This is a genomic window from Selenomonas sp. FOBRC9, assembly GCF_000287655.1.
Lineage (GTDB): Bacteria > Bacillota > Negativicutes > Selenomonadales > Selenomonadaceae > Centipeda > Centipeda artemidis.
Map to the genome: position 1 here is coordinate 34,929 of NZ_ALJR01000025.1, position 19,227 is coordinate 54,155.

Genomic DNA, 19,227 nt, shown 5'->3' on the forward strand with positions numbered 1-19,227 from the left:
AATAGCGTGATCACCCTTCTTTCTTCCCTGTCTGCATTTCGGGCGGATCGGGCAGATACCCGAAGTATATGACGCAGGCGGTCCCGCTTGCTACAGCCTTGCCTTCCGCGTCGTGCGCGGGGGAGAATTTCCATTTTTTCTGCACGAGCTCGGCTGCCGCCGTATCGTATTCCTCATTCCCTGACGAGACGAGGGTTTTCGTCTCCTGCACTTTACCCTTATCATCAAGTTTTGCAGAAATAACCGTCTGTGTTTTCACATCCGGGTATTTCTTGATCTTCGGCTGTACCTGTTTTACCGCCTCGGCAAGTTTTATCTGCGTTTCTTCTCCCTTGGAGAAGGAAAATGTCTGACGGACATAACAGGGAACGGGCTGTCCCTCGGCATCAAGCGCAGGAGAAAATATCACGCTTCCGGCATGAAAATACACCAGCATATACGCATCAAGGAGCGGGTAGCCCGACGAACGCCAAATCCGTACAGATGGAACCTTCCCCTCTGCGTCGACATACATATCCACAGCAACGCGTCCTTCTATGCCCAGGCTATAGAGCGGCGCCCGCTGAATGACTTGGGGCGGCTGCACGGGTCTATGTTCTTCCACTGCGGCATCTGCCTGCGGCATCAAAGCCCCCATACCGAGGAGTGCAGTCAGTACCATCGTTAAAATACAGCGTTTCATAAAAGAGCCCTCTCGTCATCGTTCCCTATGTTTCGGTTTCATATTGAAATACACGGGACACATAATATTAGACACGATGTATTCTCCGTTCACCATCGCCGGCCGGAATACCCATTCCGTTTCAACGAGGCGGCATGCCGTCCTGTCGTATAACAGCTTCCCGGAAGATCGCATAATCGTGGTTTCGAGCACGCTGCCGTCCGTGCCGATGCGTGCCCTAACGCTGACAAGCCCTTTGAAGGACCCGCCGGGCGGCGGCTGTACGGCGTGGAGGATGATCCCCGGACTTGATTGGTTCCAACTGTCTTGCTGCCGCATTTCCTCGGAAGTCTGCGGCGATTCCGACTGCTCTGCATACGCTGTGCTAAAACCGACGCCGAGCAGCGCGATGAGTGTCATTGTAAAAACGAATCGCTTCATCGACACACCTCTCAATCTCCCGGAGCGTTACTTAATCTTTCTCGCGGGCGGCATGTTGAAATAGACAGGGCACTGCATATCCGACTCCATGGGCTCGCCCTTAATATCTTTTGCCGGTTCGAATTTCCATTTGGTTTCAACGATACGCCGTGCCAAGCGGTCATAGAGCGCATTGCCCGACGTCACCTGAATGGCCGTCCTAATGACCTTTCCATCCTTGCCGATGCGCGCTGTTACTGCAATGCGTCCCTTAAACGGAATAACGCCGTATGCCGGCTGCTCGGCATGAAGGATCTTCCCCGGAAGCCCCTTCTGCTGTGTTGAGGTCGAGCGGATGACATTATCCTTCGGCTCATCCGTCATATTCTCCGCTTCTTTGAGGAGCTCCGTTGTGGCCTCCTCCGGGAGCTCCGCCTCAACGACGGCGGGTTCCTCCTCCACCTGCTCTTCGGCAGGCGGCGGAGGCGGGGGCGGCGGTTCGGGCTGCTGCTCCTGCTGCTCTTCCTGCGGATCGCCGGGAGCTTCTGCAATATCGACCCACTCCATCGGATCTTCCTGCGGCGGCGGTTCTATCATCTTGAACACCATCGGGATGAGGAGCATGAGCACGAGCCATACGACGAGATGGAAGAAGAATGCGAGAACAAAGGCGAGCCGCCAATGTGTCCGGTAGTGCACTCAGACCCCTCCCGTCTCCGTTGCGATGGACACATGGCGCGTCCCCGCTTCCTTGAGAACATCGAACACGGAGACAACGTATTGATAGTCCGTTTTCTTGTCTCCACGCACGACAAAAACCGTATCGGGGTCCGTCTCGAGCTGCGTCTTCACCCGTGCCGAAAGCTCGCGCGTCGGCTCATCGTCACGATCGAAGAGAATTTTGCCGTCCTCCGTGACCGTGATCGAGATGATGTGCGGACGCGTATCCTGCTGCGCGGTCGCCGCCTGCGGCAGATTGACCTGCACCGTGCTCGCATTCACCATATACATCGTACTGAGCATGAAGAACACGAGCAGGAAGAGCATGATATCGATCATCGGAATAATCATGACGAGCGGCTCGCGCACCTCATGAAAATTACGACGCATGACGATTGCCTCCGTCCACGACCGCGAATCCGGCCTGCAATGTATTCATCGTCTTTTCGAGCAGGGTCAGCATCACATCCATACGCTGTGCAAAATACGTGTGCACAACGAGCGAGAAGATCGCGACCAACAGTCCCGTTGCCGTTGCAATCAGAGCCTCGCCAATGCCGCCCGTAATCGCCATCGGCTGACCTGCCTGCAAATTAAAAATACTGAATGACTCGATCATGCCGGAGATCGTTCCAAGCAGCCCCATCAGCGGTGCCATCGTAACGATCATCGAGAGATAGTTGAGCCGCGCGCGCAGGAGCATTGCTGCCTCACCGTATGCCGCATCGAGTGCCATCGGCACATCTTCCCCTGCCGCGCGCGCATCAAGCGCCGTCCGAACAAGGTACGCTACCATATTGTCCTGCCCCTCTGCGGCAGGGGCAAGCTCATTCACCTTTCTGCCGCGCAGCGATTTTGAAACCTCAGCCTCCAGCGCGCGCGCTCCCTGCGACGCACGCCGATAAAGCATAAAGCGGTCAATCGCAATCGCCGCCACCGTGAGCGAGCACAGGAGCAGCAGATACATCATCGGTCCGCCTTTTTCAAAGAGTTCCGCACTGGTCAAAAAGAACACCTTCCTTACACAATATCCCCATGTCCCCTATAGGTTTGGCAATAAATAAAATAGACTGCCGCATCAGAATCAGAATCAGAATCAGAATCAGAATCAGAATCAGAATCAGATTTAAGTATAGCCCCGTAGAGACTGATTGTCAATACAGGTTTTAATGAAGAACTTATAGATGAAGTTCATTCATGTATTTTACCGATAGGATTCTACCAGTTTTTGAAATTGCGGCAAGGAACGCCGAATCATATCCGTGCTCACACAATACGCCGCGCGGAAATATCCGGGACAGCCGAAATCTGCCCCCGGTACAAGCAGAAGATCATAGGATTTTGCGCGTTCGCAAAATGCTTCGTCATCCGGCTCAAGTGCTTGTGGAAAGAGATAGAACGCCCCCTGCGGACGCATACAGGAAAATCCCGCCTCCGTAAGTCCTTCGAAAAGCAGTGACGCATTCATGCGATACATTGAAAGATCGGCATCTCGACCTGCGCATCGCGCCGCTACGAGCTGCCATAGAGACGGTGCATTGACATGCGTGAGGACGCGTGCCGCCCCTGCGATTGCTCCATAGACGCGGTCGAAATCTGCAGCTGCATCCGGCACGAGGATGTAACCAATGCGCTCTCCGGGGAGCGAAAAAGACTTGCTGTACGAATAACAGACAATCGTATCGTCGTAAAAGTTGGGGATGCACGGCACTGCCGCCTCGACATAGACAATCTCGCGATACGGCTCATCCGCAATGATGAAGATTGTATGCCCGTATTCCTCTTCTTTCCGCCGCAGAAAATCTGCTAATCGAGTGATCGTCTCCGCGTTGTAGACAGCGCCGCTCGGATTATTCGGCGAATTGACAATGACCGCCTTGGTCTTGGACGTAACAGCATGCTCAAAAGCATCGAAATTGATCTGAAAGTCATCCGTCTTTGCAGGAACGACAGTAAGCCGACCGCCTACCGACTCCACGAACACACGGTACTCCGGGAAAAACGGCGCAGAGGTGACGAACTCATCCCCGGCCTCGCAAAGCGCCTTGAATACAATCGTCACGGACGCCGCTGCGCCCGCGGTCATGAAGAGATTTTTCCCTGCAACACGCATGTCCAACCGCTTGGACAGATCCGCTGCAATCGTTTCACGCACCTCGGGCTTGCCGGGTGCAATCGTGTAACCGTGCACCTCGATCGGATCGTTATGCATCAGAATATCGACCGCCGCGTCACGAATAAAATCCGGCGCCGGCACATTCGGGTTGCCGAGACTGAAATCAAACACATTCTCCGCACCGACCTCAGCCGCACGCTGCCGTCCATATTCAAAAATCGACCGAATCGTAGACTTCTTTGTCCCAAGCCGATACATTTCCTCCGAAACCATAGAATACTCCTTCCGCCAAGCGCAATATAAAACCGTGCATTATTTTAGCACAATGCACGGTTATTTTCTATGTTTGTTATCAATGCAGCGCCCTACGGCATATGGCTCTTTCATGGAACCATGACTCCGCGCCGCCCTCTTCCAGTATATGGCAGCATATGATACGTCAGGCGCAGTAAAGGGCGTATAACGACGCTAGGCGCCAAAATCCCGCATCCAATCGCCGCAACCTGAGTGACATGGAAGTTTGGATGCAGAGCAAGGAATGAGAAAAACACAAGCGCCGGCGTAGAAAAGCTACTACAAGCGCAGTGTTTTTTCGATATGACACAGCTATGCGCCAAAATCCCGCTGCACACCGTACAGTAAGTGAGGCGTCAGCTTTGATGCACAGCTAGGAATAACGAGAATGCGAGCGACGGCGTAGTAAAAAAGCTACTCCTAGCGAAGCATTCGATGTCATGACAACGCTGTGCGCAAAGATCACGTCTCACACCTCCCGCGTCACGCCTTCAGGAATACGTCGTACCCCTTCTTCATCTCATATATATCCGCTTTACTCGTCACTTCCCACGGCGCGTGCATACTCATGACGGCGACGCCGTTGTCGATGACGTTCATGCCGTAGTTCGCCATGATATAGGCGATTGTTCCGCCGCCGCCGAGGTCGACACGCCCGAGCTCTGCGAGCTGATAGCTGACGCCCGCGCCGTCCATAATGCGGCGCAGTTCGCCGAGATACTCCGCGCTCGCGTCGCTGGAGCCGGATTTTCCGCGCGCGCCCGTGAACTTGTTGAATACCATGCCGCGCCCGAGGTAGGCGACGTTTTTCTTTTCAAAAGCGTCGGCATAGAGCCCGTCGTATGCACTGGAAACATCCGAGGAGAGCATCTTCGAATGCATGAGCGTGCGGCGCAGGGCGATGTCGCTATACTGTCCGCACGCAGAGAGGACTTCGGCGACCATGTTCTCAAAGAAACGCGACTGCATTCCCGTCGCGCCGACGCTGCCGATTTCCTCCTTGTCGACGAGGAGCGTACATGCGGTGCGGCGCGGCGCATCGGTCTCAAGCATGGAGCGGAGCGCGGTATAGGAGCAGACGCGGTCGTCCTGACCGTAGCCGAGGACGAGGCTTCGGTCAAAACCGAGCTCGCGCGCGCGTCCTGCGGGAACGAGTGTCAGTTCCGCCGATTGGAAATCCTCCGCCGCAATGCCGTAATGTTCCTCCAGCAGGGCGAGGATACCGTCTTTGACGGATTCCTTGTCGTCCTTTTTGAGCGGCACGCTGCCGATGAGGATGTCGAGTTTTTCGCCCTCGATAACCTTTGCCGCCGTCTTTTCAAGCTGTTCCTGCGAGAGGTGGATGAGGAGGTCGGTCACGCAGAACACGGGATCGCCGTCCTTCTCACCGAGGACGATCTCGACGACAGTGCCATCCTTTTTCACAACGACGCCGTGCAGCGCTAAGGGGATCGTCACCCACTGGTACTTCTTGATGCCGCCGTAGTAATGCGTGTCAAAATACGCGAGCCCGCCGTCCTCGTAGAGCGGGTTCTGCTTGACGTCGAGGCGGCAGGTGTCGATGTGCGCGCCGAGGATGTTCATGCCCTCTTCGAGCGGTGCTGTGCCGATGTGGAAGAGGACGATCGCCTTTTTCATATTGACGGCGTAGACTTTGTCGCCCGCCTTCAGCTTCTCTCCGCGCGCGACGAGCCCCCCGAGGTCGCGATAGCCGCACGCCTCTGCGAGGCGCACCGCCTCGACGACGCTTTCGCGCTCGGTTTTGCAGGTCGAGAGGAAATCGATGTAATCGCGGGCGAGGTCATCCACCGCCGCGCGCTCTTCGCTTGTATATTTCAGCCAGACGGACTGCTCTTTGGTATCGCTCATGATAGAACCTTTCTACATATATCCCGCTTCGTGCAGGATCTCAACAAATGCGTCCCGCGTGTCCGCGCGGTTGAACTGCTCGCGCAGCTGTGCGCTTCCGGGGAGTCCGCGCGTGTACCATGCGGCGTGTTTGCGCATCTCGCGGATGCCGATATAGTCCCCCTTGTAGGAGATGAGGAGGTCGAGGTGTCTGAGGACGACTGCCGCGCGCTCTGCGGGCGTCGGGGGTGGGAGTTCTTCGCCCGTCCGCAGCCAATGAATGAGCTGCGGGAACACCCATGGATTTCCCTGTGCGCCGCGTCCGATCATGACGCCGTCCGCGCCCGTGATGGCGAGGGCACGCTTCAGATCGGTGGGACGGCGAATATCGCCGCTGACAATGACGGGAATCCCGACGGCACGTTTGACCTCGGCAATCGCTTCATAGTCCGCGCTGCCGCTGTAGAACTGCGCGCGCGTCCGCCCGTGGACGGCGACGGCGTCGACGCCCGCCGCCTCGGCGATGCGCGCGATCTCAACGGCGTTGCGTGAGTCGTCGTCCCAGCCGAGCCGCATCTTGACGGTGAAGGGCAGCTTCACTGCACGGCGGATCGCCGTTAAAATCTCCTCCGCTTTCTTCGGCTCGCGCATGAGCGCCGATCCTTCGCCGTTTTTGACGACCTTCGGCGCGGGACAGCCCATGTTAAAGTCGAGGATGTCCGCCGTGCCGAGTTCCTCGATATACGCCGCCGCCTCAGCCGCCATCGCCGCGGACTTTGCAAAGATCTGCATGGCGAGCGGGCGCTCGGCGGGTTCCGAGCGCAGCATGAGAAGCGTGTGCTCGTTGCGGTAATGTATGCCCTGACTGCTCACCATCTCGGCGAAGGCAAGCGGACACCCCATCTCGCTCGCGATGATGCGGTACGCGGTATCGGTCACGCCTGCCATCGGCGCGAGGAATACGGGCTCGGGAAAGGTAAAGCCGCCGAGTTTCAGCGGATTCACGACTGATTTCTCTCATACAGGACGCGCAGTCCCGTGAGCGTGAGGAAGTGATCCACCTTGTCGATCGTCTTGGACTCCTTTGCCACCATGCGGGCAAAGCCGCCCGTCGCGACGACCTTCATCTCCTGCCCCGTCTCCTCCTTGATGCGGCGGACGATCTCGTCGATCTGTCCGACATAGCCGTAGATGATGCCCGCCTGCATTCCCTGTATCGTGCTGCGGCAGACGACCGTCTTCGGCGGGACGAGCTCGATGCGCGGGAGCTGGGCGGCGCGCTGAAACAGCGCCTCGGCGCTCAGCCCGAGTCCCGGTGCGATCACGCCGCCGAGGAAGTCCCCGTTTTCCGCAACGACGTCGAATGTTGTCGCCGTCCCGATGTCGATGACGATGAGCGGGCCGCCGTACTGTTCGTGCGCGCCGACGACGTTCACGATGCGGTCGGCGCCGATGGAGCGCGGATTTTCATAGTTGAGACGGATGCCCGTGCGAATCCCGGGGCCGACGATCAGCGGGCGGATATGGAAGTAACGCTCGCACATCTTGCGCAGCGGCACGATGAGCGGCGGCACAACGGACGAGATGATGATCGCCTTGATGTCCTCCATGCTGATATTTTGATACCGAAATAGTTCGTTGATGAGGATGCCGTACTCGTCGACCGTCTTTTGCCGATCGGTCGAAATGCGCCAGTGACGCAGGAGTTTCCTGCCCTCATATGCGCCCATCACAATGTTGCTGTTGCCGATGTCCAGTACCAGTAGCAAAGCTCTTTCCCTCCGTATGATATCTCATCTATTGCTGCGGGCGGATGGAGACATCCCCCGCCAGCACGCGCCGCCGTCCGGACGCCGTGTCGATGAGCAGCGCGCCCTCTTCGTCAATATCCGCCGCGACCCCGTCAAAGGTTTCGCCCGCCGCGGCGATCACGCGGACGGGTCTGCCGAGCGTGACCGCATAGGTGCGCCACGCCGCGAGCACGGGGGCAAATCCTTCGCGCTGCACAGTGCTGTAAAGATCGTCCAGCGCGCGCAAGAGCTCCTGCAGGAACGCCACGCGGGGGAGCGGCGCCCCCTTCATCTGCATGAGCGAGGTCGCAATCTCCCGCAGGTCGGCGGGGAAATCCTCGGGAGCGATGTTCACATTGATGCCGATGCCGACGACGATGTAATTCACGCGATCCATCTCGGCGCTCATCTCCGTGAGGATGCCAACGAGTTTTTTCCCGTCGTGGAGAATGTCGTTCGGCCATTTGATTTCGGCGTGCAGTCCGAATTTCTCCATCGCGCGCGCTACGGCGACCGCCGCCATCAGCGTGCACTTCGGCGCATCCTGCGGCAGGAACGAGGGACGCAGCAGGATGCTCACCCAGATGCCCTTGCCCGGCGGCGAGAAGAAGCGGCGTTCGAGCCGTCCGCGTCCCGTGCCCTGACTCTCGGCGACGACGACCGTGCCGTCCGCCGCCCCCTCGCGTGCGAGCTCCTTCGCGATGAGATTTGTCGAATCCACCGCGCCGTAGCAAGCAACGCGGCGTCCGATGAGCGACGTATCCAGGTCTTTGCGGATCTCCGCTTCGATCAGGCTGTCCGGCGCACCGCGCAGTGCATAGCCACTCCGGGGCGCGCTCGCGATGTCATAGCCCTGCTCACGCAGCGCCGCGATCTTCTTCCATATCGCGGCACGCGTCACACCGAGACGCTCCGCCATCCGTTCACCCGATATATAACCGCCCGCTTCACGCAGGAGTTCCAGCACATCACTACGCATATTATGCCTCCAAACAAAAAAGCCGTTATCCGCCCCATTATACAGCAGATAACGACTCTACGCTACAAAAAAATAGATTTTATTCTCTCCGCGCGCGGACGCACCATTGATATGCATCCAGATCCTCGGGGCGCACCTTGATCGACTGCAGAGAGAGCAGTTCCCTGCGAAGTTCCATGATCGGCGCGGGCATCTCGAATCGGCGCAGCATCATATCCTCAATGCGGAGTCCCGCCCCCTCAAACATCAGCGCGATCTCGCGCTGTGTGAAAAAGCGGAAATGCGTGCGGTCTAAAAGCCCCGCATCTTCATATTGCCACATCCCGCGCAGGAGATGGTAGAGGTTCGAGATATGCGCGACATTGGGGATGCCCGCAACGATGCATCCACCCGGCGCGAGGAGTTTTCGCATATTGCGGAGCGCCGTCCACGGATCAAGCAAGTGCTCGATCACATCGGGCATGAGGATGTAGTCGAACCGCTCCCGAATGTCGTTTTCATCCACGCGTTCCACATCCATCGCGAGCACGTCGGCATACGTCCGTGCAATCTCAGCCGCCCTTTCGTTCAGCTCCACGCCGTACAGTTTTGCCGAAGGGCTGCGTGCGCCGATCTCCATGAGCGTTGCCCCGCACGCACATCCGATTTCTAGGATGCGGAGCCCCTCCAAGGACAGATCCATCAGTGAGAAGAGGTCGTCTCGAACGCCGAACGAATAAGTGAGACTCACGCCCCATTTTTCATGAAACAGATCGGCTTCCGCCAATATTTCCTTATCGTAAGCATCTATGTTCTGCGCATGCGCGTTCTCTTGATGATGTACATAGACGGACGACAAAAGCCCTAAGCGATACCCCGCCCTCACCATACGCAATGTATAGTCGATCGCCGTCATACACGGTGTCCGATACGCCTCGTCAGGAAGCCCCGCCGCGCATACGGCATCCCTTCGTGCCATCAAGCAAAACAGCTCCAAATAGAGCGTTGGATGCATCGTAAGACCGCCGCTCCTGCGCTGCTCTGCCGCCGCTGCAAAATCCTCCCACCCCCGATAGCTCGGCTGCGAACTGAACTGCCGGTGCTCATTCATCCGCATCGTGACCGCACTCACCACACCGATCTCCGGGCGCGCGATGAGGGCATCGAGCATATCCTCCACCGTATAGGGACTCAGCATAATGTCCGCGTGGAGGAACAGGATGACATCGCCGTCCGCTTCCTGCAGTCCCATACACAGCGCATGTCCCATGGAGCGATGCTCCTTTGACCGCAGCATCCGAATCCCATCTTCGTTGGAAAGTTCGTACGCCGGTTCTTCGCCCTGCGGCGAGCCGTCGTCAACGACGATGATCTCATAGGGAATCCGAACGGTGCGGCGAATCGATGCCAAACACTGTTGCAATTGCGACTTCATCCGATACACGGGGATAATAATACTTAATTTTGGCACGCTGCTTCCTCCCTATTGATGCGCTGGAAGACGATATGCACGATACACTACGTAATATGCAGAATCAAAAGATCGCCGTACAGAAGGTTTCGGAGCGTGCCGCGCTGCGCATCCGTGCAGTCCGTCAGGCGCGCCGCGAGGGCTTCGAATTCCTCTGTGCCGGGGAAAAAATGCCCGGTTGTAATGTAGTGCAGACTAATTTCCCTTGCGCCGAGCTCTCTCTGCAGGGCGCCGACCGTCTCATCAATGGAAAACGCACGGTACCCGTCCGCACCGGGAACAATATCGTAGACAAGAGGCGGAATGCTGTTCGGCAGCCTTTGCAGAATATTCTCAGCGCTGCTGTAATTGACAATGCGGCACCGGATGAATCCCCCGGCACGCAGCATACGCCGACACATTCGGAAGAACGGAACAACGCGCCGCACGGAAAGATCATTGAGCGCCGCGCCCATAACGATGATGTCGTATTTTTCCCGGATATGTTCCTCTATATTGTCGAGATGCGGCAGCGCATACACATGATCCGCCGTATACTTGCTGTCCGGCAGATACCGCTCATCCGCAACGACTGCATCGATCGTTACGCGCTTTTGCGTGCGCCGAAAGAAATTCCGTATCGTGAAAATCCCCTCGCCGAACATCGGCTCAATCACAAGCGCACGCACCGGATTATTCGTACAAGTCCACGCCGAAAGCGCCTCTTTGAGATGCGGTATGCGTGCGAGAGACTGCCATGGATCGACCTTCCATTTTTCACGAAAAACGGGACGCATCTTGACCAGACTTGCAAAGTTGACGGATTTTCTGCGCACCTCGCTGAGCGTCACCCCGCCGAAATGATGCACAAACGTATCCTTTGCGAGGATCTGTTTGAATCCCCACCGCCGAAGCATCGTTGAGAAATCGTCGTCCTCGAAATCACACATGGTATAGGTGTAATCCGCGCAGATCTCCGGCACGTCAAAGAGATTCGGCACGACGCTGACAAAGGGCATGAGCGCCGCCCGCTCCTCCCATAGCAGCGGGTTCGAGCGATTATTGCGCGCGGCGAACGCCTCCATTTTCCCCATGTCCGCGAAGGTGTTGTCATAGTCGACGGGAATCCCCTGCTCGTTCGAGATGCAGTTCTCGCCGCAGTTCGGGACAGACCAAAAGACCTTGGGCATCTCCTCATGCACCCGGAGCAAATTCTCAAGCCAGTGCGGCGTCGCTACGGCGTCGTTCGAGAAATAGACGACGTACGCCCCTTCCGCGATATGGCGCGCGATGCCCCATCCGAGGTGATTGTAGACATTGTATTTGAGGTTGATCTTCTTCTCATGGGGCAGGCTGTTAAAATATTCCTCCGTCCCGTCCGTCGAGCCGTCGTTGATCGTGATCAGCTCGATGTCTCCGCGTGAAAAATCCGTATGGCGGAACAGGCTCTCGAGCGCGCAGCGCGAGAACTCCACCTTGTTGTACGCAGGAACGATGATGGTGACGCGGTACTTAAAGTCCGTGCGCCGCGGACGCCGCCGTGCCGCTTCGAACGCCGCAAGCACTTGATTCAGACGAGCCTCGCGCGCCGCCTCGTCGCGCAGGACGTTGTATTCGAGATCGAGCTGATACCGGAGATCCGAAAAGAGCGGCTGTACCTCGAACGCAAATAGATTGTACGCCGCCTGTGATGTCTGCGCGGCAAGCGCCTTTTGCGCGGAGTGCGCCGTGTTCAGCGCGTAGCGGCGGCATTTTTCGATGAGAACGCCCCTTCCTGCGCGAGACGCTCCGCAACGTGCTCCATCACCGCCGCCAGATTCTCAAGGACGTCTCTTGATTCCTCCGTGAGCCCTCCCGGTTCACGCAGCGTCTTATCAACATAACGAACGGCATCATCCGCCGCGCCTAGTATCTCATCAAACCAATGCATATGCGCCCTCTCATTTCTCTCTGCACTTTACCAATCAAAGCACAGATATTGATACTCTATTTATTATCGACGAAATACCTTCAGTTCTAAAAGAAGAGGTGCTGCCGCACGCCGATTCCATGCGGCAGCACCTTAGCTGCGTTACTTATTCCACTGAGTCAGGTTGAATTTGGGCTCCGCCGTTGGAATGGGAACCGTACGCTCCTCTACGGTACGCTCCGCCTCTTCGCTCGTTTGCGAGGAGTCGTCGATCACAACATCCACGGGGATGAGGAACGCGGTATCGTCATCATCATCGTCCTCAGACTCGTCCGACTTTTCGGCAATATGCCCCCGGTTCATCAGTTCCTCAAGCTCCGCCGCATTCAGCGTCTCTCGTTCGAGCAGCGCGTTTGCAATGAGGTCGAGCTTGTCGCGGTTCTCGACGATGATCGTGCGGCACGCTTCGTAGGCTTCGTCGATATAGCGGCGCACCTCGCGGTCGATCTGCCCCGCGATGTCCTCGGAGTAATTGCGGTCGCGATTGAAGTCGCGTCCAAGGAATACCTGATGGTTCTCCTCTCCGTAGGCGATGGGTCCGATCGTATCACTCATGCCATACTGCATGATCATGCTGCGGATGATCTGCGTTGCGGTCTGTATGTCGCTCGATGCGCCCGTGCTGATCTCGCCGAGCACAACTTCCTCGGCGACACGTCCGCCAAGTGCAACCTTGATGCGGTCGAGCAGCTCCGAGCGCGTGCGGTAGGAACGATCCTCCTTCGGCAGAGAGAGCATATATCCGCCCGCACGCCCGCGCGGAATGATCGTAACCTTATGCACGGGATCGGCGTGCTCGAGCATCATGCCGACGAGCGTATGCCCGCCCTCGTGATAGGCGGTAAGTCGCTTCTCCTCCTCGTTCATGACATGAGATTTGCGTTCGGGACCCGCCATGACACGCTCGATCGCTTCCTCCGTTTCCGCCATGTGGATTTGCTTCTTGTTGCGCCGTGCGGCAAGCAGCGCCGCCTCGTTGACGAGATTGCTGAGATCTGCGCCCGTAAAACCGGGCGTACGCCGTGCGAGAACGTCGAGATTCACATCGTCCGCAACGGGTTTCCCCTTTGTATGCACCTTGAGGATCGCCTCGCGCCCGCGCACATCAGGCTTATCGACGACAATCTGCCGATCAAAGCGTCCGGGGCGCAGCAGCGCAGGGTCGAGTACATCGGGACGGTTCGTCGCCGCGATGATAATAATCCCCTCGTTGGACGCAAAGCCATCCATCTCCACGAGGAGCTGATTGAGGGTCTGCTCGCGCTCGTCGTGCCCGCCTCCGAGTCCTGTACCGCGCTGACGACCGACTGCATCAATCTCATCAATGAAGACAATGCAGGGCGCGGCTTTCTTTGCCTGATCAAAGAGATCGCGCACGCGCGAAGCGCCGACACCGACAAACATCTCGACAAAGTCGGAACCACTGATGGTAAAGAACTGCACGCCCGCCTCGCCTGCAACAGCCTTTGCGAGCAGGGTTTTTCCTGTGCCCGGAGGGCCGAAGAGCAAAACCCCTTTTGGTATACGCGCACCGAGCTCGTTGAATTTATCAGGGGTTTTTAGAAACTCAACGACTTCCTCGAGTTCCTGTTTCGCCTCGTCCGCACCCGCAACATCGGCGAACGTCACCTTTTTCTTGTCGCTGATCATGAGCCGCACGCGTGACCTGCCGAAATTCATCAGCCGTCCGCCGCCCATCTGCGACTGCTGCATCATGAAGAACCAGAATCCAATGAGCAGCGCGATTGGAATGAGCGAGGAGAGCAGCGTCTGCCACCACGGCGGTTCGGGTGGATTCTCCGCAGAGATATTGACGCCTTTTTCCGAAAGACGCTGATAGAGATCCCGGTCACTGTTCGGCGCCTCGGGGGTAATGGTCGTAAACGCCGTACCGTCCTTGAGCGTTCCGCGTATATTGTTTTGAATGATGACGACTTTATCGACCTCACCCGCGTTCACCTTCGCCGTGAATTCACTGTATCCAAGCGCCGTACTTTGCTGTGCATTGCGGTGCTCCCCCGACATATAGTCGGCAGCCGTCCATACGACAAAGAACATCAGCGCATAAAATGCGAGATTGCGTAAAAGTGATTGATTCAACTCATCCCTCCTCCGAATTACTCATAAACGGAATGTTTCAATACACCGATATAGGGAAGGTTCCGGTATTTTTCCGCATAGTCGAGCCCATAGCCCACGAGAAACTCATCCGGCACCTCATAGCCAAGGTAGTTGATCTCGACGGGCGCAACACGGCGCGACGGCTTTGAGAGGAACGCACAAAGCTTGATGCTCTTCGGATGCCGCCCCTCCAGCATTTGTCGCAGATATCGCATTGTCGTCCCCGAGTCAATGATGTCCTCAACGATAATGACGTGTTTATTTTCAATCGAAAAATCGAGGTCTTTCAAAATTTTAACCTGTCCGCTCGACACGGTCGCATCGCCGTAACTCGACACGATCATAAAGTCAAAGGACACAGGATGTTCGATAGCGCGAACCAGATCGGTAAAGAACACGGCGGCTCCCTTGAGGATGCCGACACAGTAGACCGTCTCCTTTGCATCGCGGTAGTCGGCGGCAATCTGCGCGCCGAGCTCGCGTACGCGCGCCGCAATTTCCTCTTCGGAAAAGGATATGCGTTCAATATCGTCGCTCATCATGTGGCTATCGTCTCCTTCACACATTTGATCTCTACAATTTCTCCGGTCTCCTCCGTGAGCGGAGCGAGGATGCTCCGCCTGCCGCCGACGATCCATAGGATCTCGCTGCCGCCCGCAACGGCGATCAGCGGCATTCGGTTCCTTTGTTCCTGCGGTACACGGTCGTCGATGAGAATCTTCTTGAGTTTTTTTTGACCGACCGGAAGCCGCAGATAATCTCCGGCGCGTCGTGTGCGCAGGATAAGGGGCGGCAGATGCGCCGCATCCGCGTAGATCGTATACGCGCCCGCACGGCGCAGGCAGTCCGCAGGGCGGACACCCCGGATCCGTCTGGTACGGATTTGAAAGTCTTGAAAGTCTATTATAGCATATTCACGTTCTATGGGAAGTATAATTTCAGGATCTTTTGGTTGATCGTTTTGTATTTCTTTCTTTTTCAGTATCAGCCGCCCGTATTGGCAGACCGCCGTATAACCGTGCGGCATATCGATCTGCGCAACGCCCCTCACGAAAATCAGGCTGCGCATCTGCTCCTCGTGGAGATAGGAAAAATCCTTGCCCCCCGCCGTTGCCTTCTGCCAATAGAGCCGCAGGACGCGCCGCTGCAGTGCGGGATGGAGCCCGCACAGGACGGCTGTGGAGAGCCCCCCCGCGTCCTCCGCCCGTCTGAGTGCATCGGCGGAAAGCTCCGCGATGAATTCATCTTCCTCCCGCGCGAGCGTGCTCAAGCGCACGAGCGCTGCCCCTACTGCGGGATTATAGTCGGCACGCAGGATCGGCAGGAGTTTGTTCCGTATCCGGTTGCGCATCGCGTCGCACATCTCGTTCGTTTCATCAGAACGCGGCGCAAGCGCGCGGGCACGTGCATAAGAGACAATCTCTGTCCGTGTCGCCGTGAGGAGCGGGCGCAGCAGCACACCGTCCCATTCCTGCATGGCAGCCAGCCCCGCCGTTCCCGTCCCCCGCAGGATGCGCATGAGAACCGTCTCGGCGAGATCGTCCGCATGATGTGCCGTCGCAATACAGTCACAGCCACATTCTTCGCGCGCGCGATATAAAAATTCATAGCGCAGGATCCGTGCTGACGTCTCAAGGGACATTCGATGTGCCCGCGCGTAGGCGGGCGCATCCACCGCTGCACAGGTGAAAGGAATGCCCTGCACCGCACAATAGTCTTTGACGAACCGCGCATCCGCGCGTGATGCCGCCCCGCGGATACCGTGCTCCACATGTGCACATGTAATATGCGCGCCCCCTGCACGACGGAAGCGGTCGAGCACATCAAGCAGTGCGAGCGAATCCACACCGCCGGAACACGCGACGAGGATATGGCGCAGCGGTGAAAAAAAATCGTGCGCGCGCAGAACATGTTCAACCTTTGTTTGCACAGACGCCTCCAACAAAGAAAGGACACTCCTTACAGAGTGCCCTTCACCCATTTTACAGTAATGCCCCGCATGAGGGGCGTTCCAACCGGATGTTTTGCCGCACCCATGCGCTGCCGCTTACTTTACATCATCCGCGGCGCGATCCTCTGCCGCCCCGCTTGGAGTCCGTCTTGCGGCGCAGATCCGTCAGACGTTCGTCGCTGTCCTTCAGGAACCGGGAGAGCTTATCCTCGAACGAGGGAGATCCCGGCTGCCGTGATGCCGCCGTGCGCCGCATATCGCGGGGGGGACGCGGTGGGCGCGCGGGGGCGGCGGACGGCTGCGCCGGTGCCTGCGCCTTATCTTGAAGCGCCTTGATGGAAAGACCGATCTTACCGCGGTCATCCACGGTGAGAACTTTCACGCGAACCGTATCGCGCTCCTTGAGGAAATCATGCACGTCGTTCACATAGACATCGGCAACCTCCGAGATGTGAATGAGCCCTGTCTTTCCTTCCGGGAGTTCGACGAAAGCGCCAAAATTCGTGATCCCTGTAACGACGCCTTCTACTACACTGCCAACTTCAATGGCCAAAACACTTCTTCCCTTCAATACAAAACCGGCGGGGTCGCCCCCGATGATTGATGACCCGTTTATTATACCCAACACATACGCCGTGTGTCAAGAAAATCAGTTGCCGCCGCTGCGTTTTCCGGGGGCATAGGGCAGTTCTCCGACGCGCGTCATTCCCAGCTCTTCCCGTGCCAATTTTTCGATATATGGGAGTTCGCCAAGGTGCTGCTTTTCTGCCAAGAGGCGCTCGTTCTCCGCCTGCGCTGCCGCAAGGCGTTCCGCCGCACCTCGCTGATCTTCGTGGACATGGGAGAGATAAAGCCCTTGCGACACAAGAATCGAGCCAAAATAGCCCAGAATGAGGATGAGTACAATGACGAACCAGCGCGGTCGTCTAGACGGTCTCTTTCGCGCCATCTCTATCTCCTCTCTTGCTCCTGCACATCTCCATCAATATCTGCGCCGCGCAGTCCGCCGCCTCTTCTCGTGCCGATGCGTGCGCTGCTTTGCGCATTGCAGGCAATCGATTTGCGAGAATCTCCGCGACGGCGGGTACGATCTGCTCGCCCGGATGCAGCCATACTGCGGCGCCCCGCCGTGTCGCGTAGACCGCATTCTCCGTCTCAGGTCCCGGGATCGGATCATGCAGCAGAAGCGGCAGCCCCGCTGCAAACGCCTCGCTGATTGTGAGTGCCCCCGGTTTTGTAATAAGCAGATCCGCCGCCCGCATGAGCAGCGGTACCTCATCGGTATAATCCCATACACGGATCAGATGGCGCGATGTCCGGGCTGCACGCCGCGCATCCGCGGCAAGTGCCGCATTGTGCCCCGCCACAACAAGAACGGCAAGCCGTTCCTGACTTGTCTCGAGTGCACACAGCGTCCGCTCTATATCGCCGAGCCCGAGCCCACCACCCATGAGTAGAAGCGCCGGCAGTTCGAAGGGAACTCCTGCGCGCTCCTTCGCCGCTGCGCGGTTCACATGACGCTCTGCACGCGCAATGGGGATGCCCGTCACATGCACTAAGCTGTGGTCAATCCCCAGCTCCGCCATCTGCGCCGCCATCGCTTCGGTCGCGACGAAGTAGGTATCCACACCGCGTGAGAGCCAGATCCGGTGGAGTGCATAATCCGTCAGAAGCGCCGCGAGCAAAAAGTCCCCGCCGTATCGCGCCCGCCACAACGCCGCAGCCCCCTCCGGAAAAGGGTGCGTCGCAACAACGAGATCCGGACGATAAGAGCGTATAAGCCGCCCCATCGTCCGCACCATCACCCACGCAAATGCGGAGCGCACCACGCCGCCCCCCGCCGCACTCCCCGCAAAGCGGAAGAACACATCGTACAAATTCGGGACAAAACGCAGCATCATGAGATAAACACGCTTCATGAGGTAGTGAATCACAGAGACGTCGCGCGCCATAAAATCCACAACGGAAATACGCACGTCCTCGCCCGCACGCGCAGCAATTGCCGCACGAATCGCCTCCGCCGCCCGCGTATGTCCGGCGCCGATGGAAGCGGTCAAAATGAGAATATGAACGCGCCCCATGATCGCCTCCTCCGCTGAATACGTTTATTGTATCACAATTCCATGCCGCGGACAAAAGTTTTTTTGCAGCTATGCTGTGAGCCCGCCGTCCACCGTATAGACACTGCCCGTCACCCATGCCGCACCGGACGATGCGAGGAATGCGATCACCGACGCCGCTTCCTCCGGCGTGCCGATGCGTCCCGTCGGATAGAGTTCCGCCATCGTGCGCAGCTGCTCCTCACGCGGCAGATCCGGTCTGAGCTGCCGCTCCGTGAGCGGTGTTAAAATATCCGCAGGCGCAACGGCGTTGACACGCAGGCCGTCCCGTGCCGTCTCAAGAGCGAGTGAACGTGTGAAGGCAACGACCGCCCCCTTTGTCGCCGCATACGCCGCGCAATAGTAGTTGCCATGCAGCCCCGCATCAGACGCGACGTTCACAATATTGCCCCGCGCAGCACGCAGATACGGCAGAGCCGCGCGCGTCATCTGCATTGTCCCCTTTAGATTGACGTCAAGGAGTTCCTCGAGCGTCGTATCAGAAAGCTCCTCAAGCGCCCCCTCTGCATAAATTCCCGCCGCGTTGACAAGAATATCAAGCCCGCCGAAGGCGTGTACCGCCTCCTCCACCACCGCACGGCAGTCCTCAGTCAAGCGTACGTCACCCGCGCAGTAGACTGCACGCGCACCGCCCGCAAGACGCACAAGCGCCGTTTCTCCGCGTACCTGATCGCGCCCCATCAGAACGACCGACGCGCCGCACGCAAGAAAGATCTCCGCCGCGGCATATCCGATCCCCGACGTCCCCCCTGAGATCAGTACCGTCCGCCCTGCAAAAGCAGTGGCCGCGAAAACGAGTTCTTTCATAC

Annotated in this window: 20 protein-coding genes; all 20 read right to left on the minus strand. The window is 57.7% G+C overall.

All coding sequences use genetic code 11. The features are described from left to right. Positions 1-10 precede the first annotated feature (10 nt). The gene (locus HMPREF1147_RS05730) at positions 11-682 is read right to left on the minus strand and encodes a TonB family protein (RefSeq protein ID WP_009658062.1); all 672 of its coding nucleotides are present in this window, start codon (positions 680-682) and stop codon (positions 11-13) included. A gap of 15 nt (positions 683-697) precedes the next feature. Next, a complete protein-coding gene (locus HMPREF1147_RS05735) occupies positions 698-1,102 on the minus strand; it encodes an energy transducer TonB (RefSeq protein ID WP_037351233.1) in 405 nt (134 codons plus the stop codon). A 27-nt stretch (positions 1,103-1,129) separates the two neighbouring features. Continuing rightward, the gene (locus HMPREF1147_RS05740) at positions 1,130-1,780 is read right to left on the minus strand and encodes an energy transducer TonB (protein WP_009658106.1); all 651 of its coding nucleotides are present in this window, start codon (positions 1,778-1,780) and stop codon (positions 1,130-1,132) included. After that, positions 1,781-2,191 (minus strand): biopolymer transporter ExbD, encoded by a 411-nt coding sequence (locus HMPREF1147_RS05745; protein WP_009438110.1) that lies wholly within the window; start codon positions 2,189-2,191, stop codon positions 1,781-1,783. Then, positions 2,181-2,768, minus strand: a complete 588-nt coding sequence (locus HMPREF1147_RS05750) for a MotA/TolQ/ExbB proton channel family protein (protein WP_037351246.1) — start codon at positions 2,766-2,768, stop codon at positions 2,181-2,183. The genes HMPREF1147_RS05745 and HMPREF1147_RS05750 overlap by 11 nt, the downstream gene beginning before the upstream one ends. Positions 2,769-3,005: 237 nt before the next feature. Beyond that, positions 3,006-4,190: a pyridoxal phosphate-dependent aminotransferase gene (locus HMPREF1147_RS05755; protein WP_009658085.1), complete on the minus strand. Its 1,185-nt coding sequence runs from the start codon at positions 4,188-4,190 to the stop codon at positions 3,006-3,008. Positions 4,191-4,694: 504 nt separating this feature from the next. Next, complete coding sequence (locus HMPREF1147_RS05760) at positions 4,695-6,080, minus strand: aminopeptidase (RefSeq protein ID WP_009658114.1); 1,386 nt, start codon at positions 6,078-6,080, stop codon at positions 4,695-4,697. Between the two features lie 12 nt (positions 6,081-6,092). Continuing rightward, positions 6,093-7,064 carry a tRNA dihydrouridine synthase DusB gene (gene dusB, locus HMPREF1147_RS05765; RefSeq protein WP_009658064.1) on the minus strand — a complete coding sequence of 324 codons (972 nt, stop codon included), beginning with the start codon at positions 7,062-7,064 and terminating at the stop codon, positions 6,093-6,095. Further along, the gene (locus HMPREF1147_RS05770) at positions 7,061-7,828 is read right to left on the minus strand and encodes a type III pantothenate kinase (protein WP_009438123.1); all 768 of its coding nucleotides are present in this window, start codon (positions 7,826-7,828) and stop codon (positions 7,061-7,063) included. The genes dusB and HMPREF1147_RS05770 overlap by 4 nt, the downstream gene beginning before the upstream one ends. Positions 7,829-7,856: 28 nt before the next feature. Beyond that, positions 7,857-8,828, minus strand: a complete 972-nt coding sequence (locus HMPREF1147_RS05775) for a biotin--[acetyl-CoA-carboxylase] ligase (protein WP_009658101.1) — start codon at positions 8,826-8,828, stop codon at positions 7,857-7,859. Between the two features lie 79 nt (positions 8,829-8,907). Further along, positions 8,908-10,278: a glycosyltransferase gene (locus tag HMPREF1147_RS05780; protein WP_037351236.1), complete on the minus strand. Its 1,371-nt coding sequence runs from the start codon at positions 10,276-10,278 to the stop codon at positions 8,908-8,910. 47 nt (positions 10,279-10,325) lie between these two features. Continuing rightward, positions 10,326-11,822 (minus strand): glycosyltransferase family 2 protein, encoded by a 1,497-nt coding sequence (locus tag HMPREF1147_RS05785; RefSeq protein ID WP_009658109.1) that lies wholly within the window; start codon positions 11,820-11,822, stop codon positions 10,326-10,328. 167 nt (positions 11,823-11,989) lie between these two features. After that, a complete protein-coding gene (locus HMPREF1147_RS12275; protein ID WP_009658111.1) occupies positions 11,990-12,187 on the minus strand; it encodes a hypothetical protein in 198 nt (65 codons plus the stop codon). Between the two features lie 141 nt (positions 12,188-12,328). Further along, positions 12,329-14,326 (minus strand): ATP-dependent zinc metalloprotease FtsH, encoded by a 1,998-nt coding sequence (gene ftsH, locus HMPREF1147_RS05790; RefSeq protein ID WP_009438019.1) that lies wholly within the window; start codon positions 14,324-14,326, stop codon positions 12,329-12,331. A gap of 17 nt (positions 14,327-14,343) precedes the next feature. Further along, on the minus strand, positions 14,344-14,889 hold the full coding sequence (hpt, locus tag HMPREF1147_RS05795; RefSeq protein WP_009438108.1) for a hypoxanthine phosphoribosyltransferase: 546 nt from the start codon (positions 14,887-14,889) through the stop codon (positions 14,344-14,346). After that, a complete protein-coding gene (tilS, locus tag HMPREF1147_RS05800) occupies positions 14,886-16,328 on the minus strand; it encodes a tRNA lysidine(34) synthetase TilS (protein WP_198002977.1) in 1,443 nt (480 codons plus the stop codon). The genes hpt and tilS overlap by 4 nt, the downstream gene beginning before the upstream one ends. 76 nt (positions 16,329-16,404) lie before the next feature. Further along, positions 16,405-16,851, minus strand: a complete 447-nt coding sequence (locus tag HMPREF1147_RS05805; RefSeq protein ID WP_009658107.1) for a S1 domain-containing RNA-binding protein — start codon at positions 16,849-16,851, stop codon at positions 16,405-16,407. A gap of 96 nt (positions 16,852-16,947) precedes the next feature. Then, positions 16,948-17,247, minus strand: a complete 300-nt coding sequence (locus tag HMPREF1147_RS05810; RefSeq protein WP_009349958.1) for a septum formation initiator family protein — start codon at positions 17,245-17,247, stop codon at positions 16,948-16,950. After that, on the minus strand, positions 17,225-18,379 hold the full coding sequence (locus tag HMPREF1147_RS05815; protein WP_009658063.1) for a glycosyltransferase: 1,155 nt from the start codon (positions 18,377-18,379) through the stop codon (positions 17,225-17,227). Before HMPREF1147_RS05815 ends, HMPREF1147_RS05810 begins: the two co-directional genes overlap by 23 nt. 69 nt (positions 18,380-18,448) lie before the next feature. Further along, positions 18,449-19,225: an SDR family NAD(P)-dependent oxidoreductase gene (locus HMPREF1147_RS05820; protein ID WP_009658095.1), complete on the minus strand. Its 777-nt coding sequence runs from the start codon at positions 19,223-19,225 to the stop codon at positions 18,449-18,451. Positions 19,226-19,227: the final 2 nt, after the last annotated feature.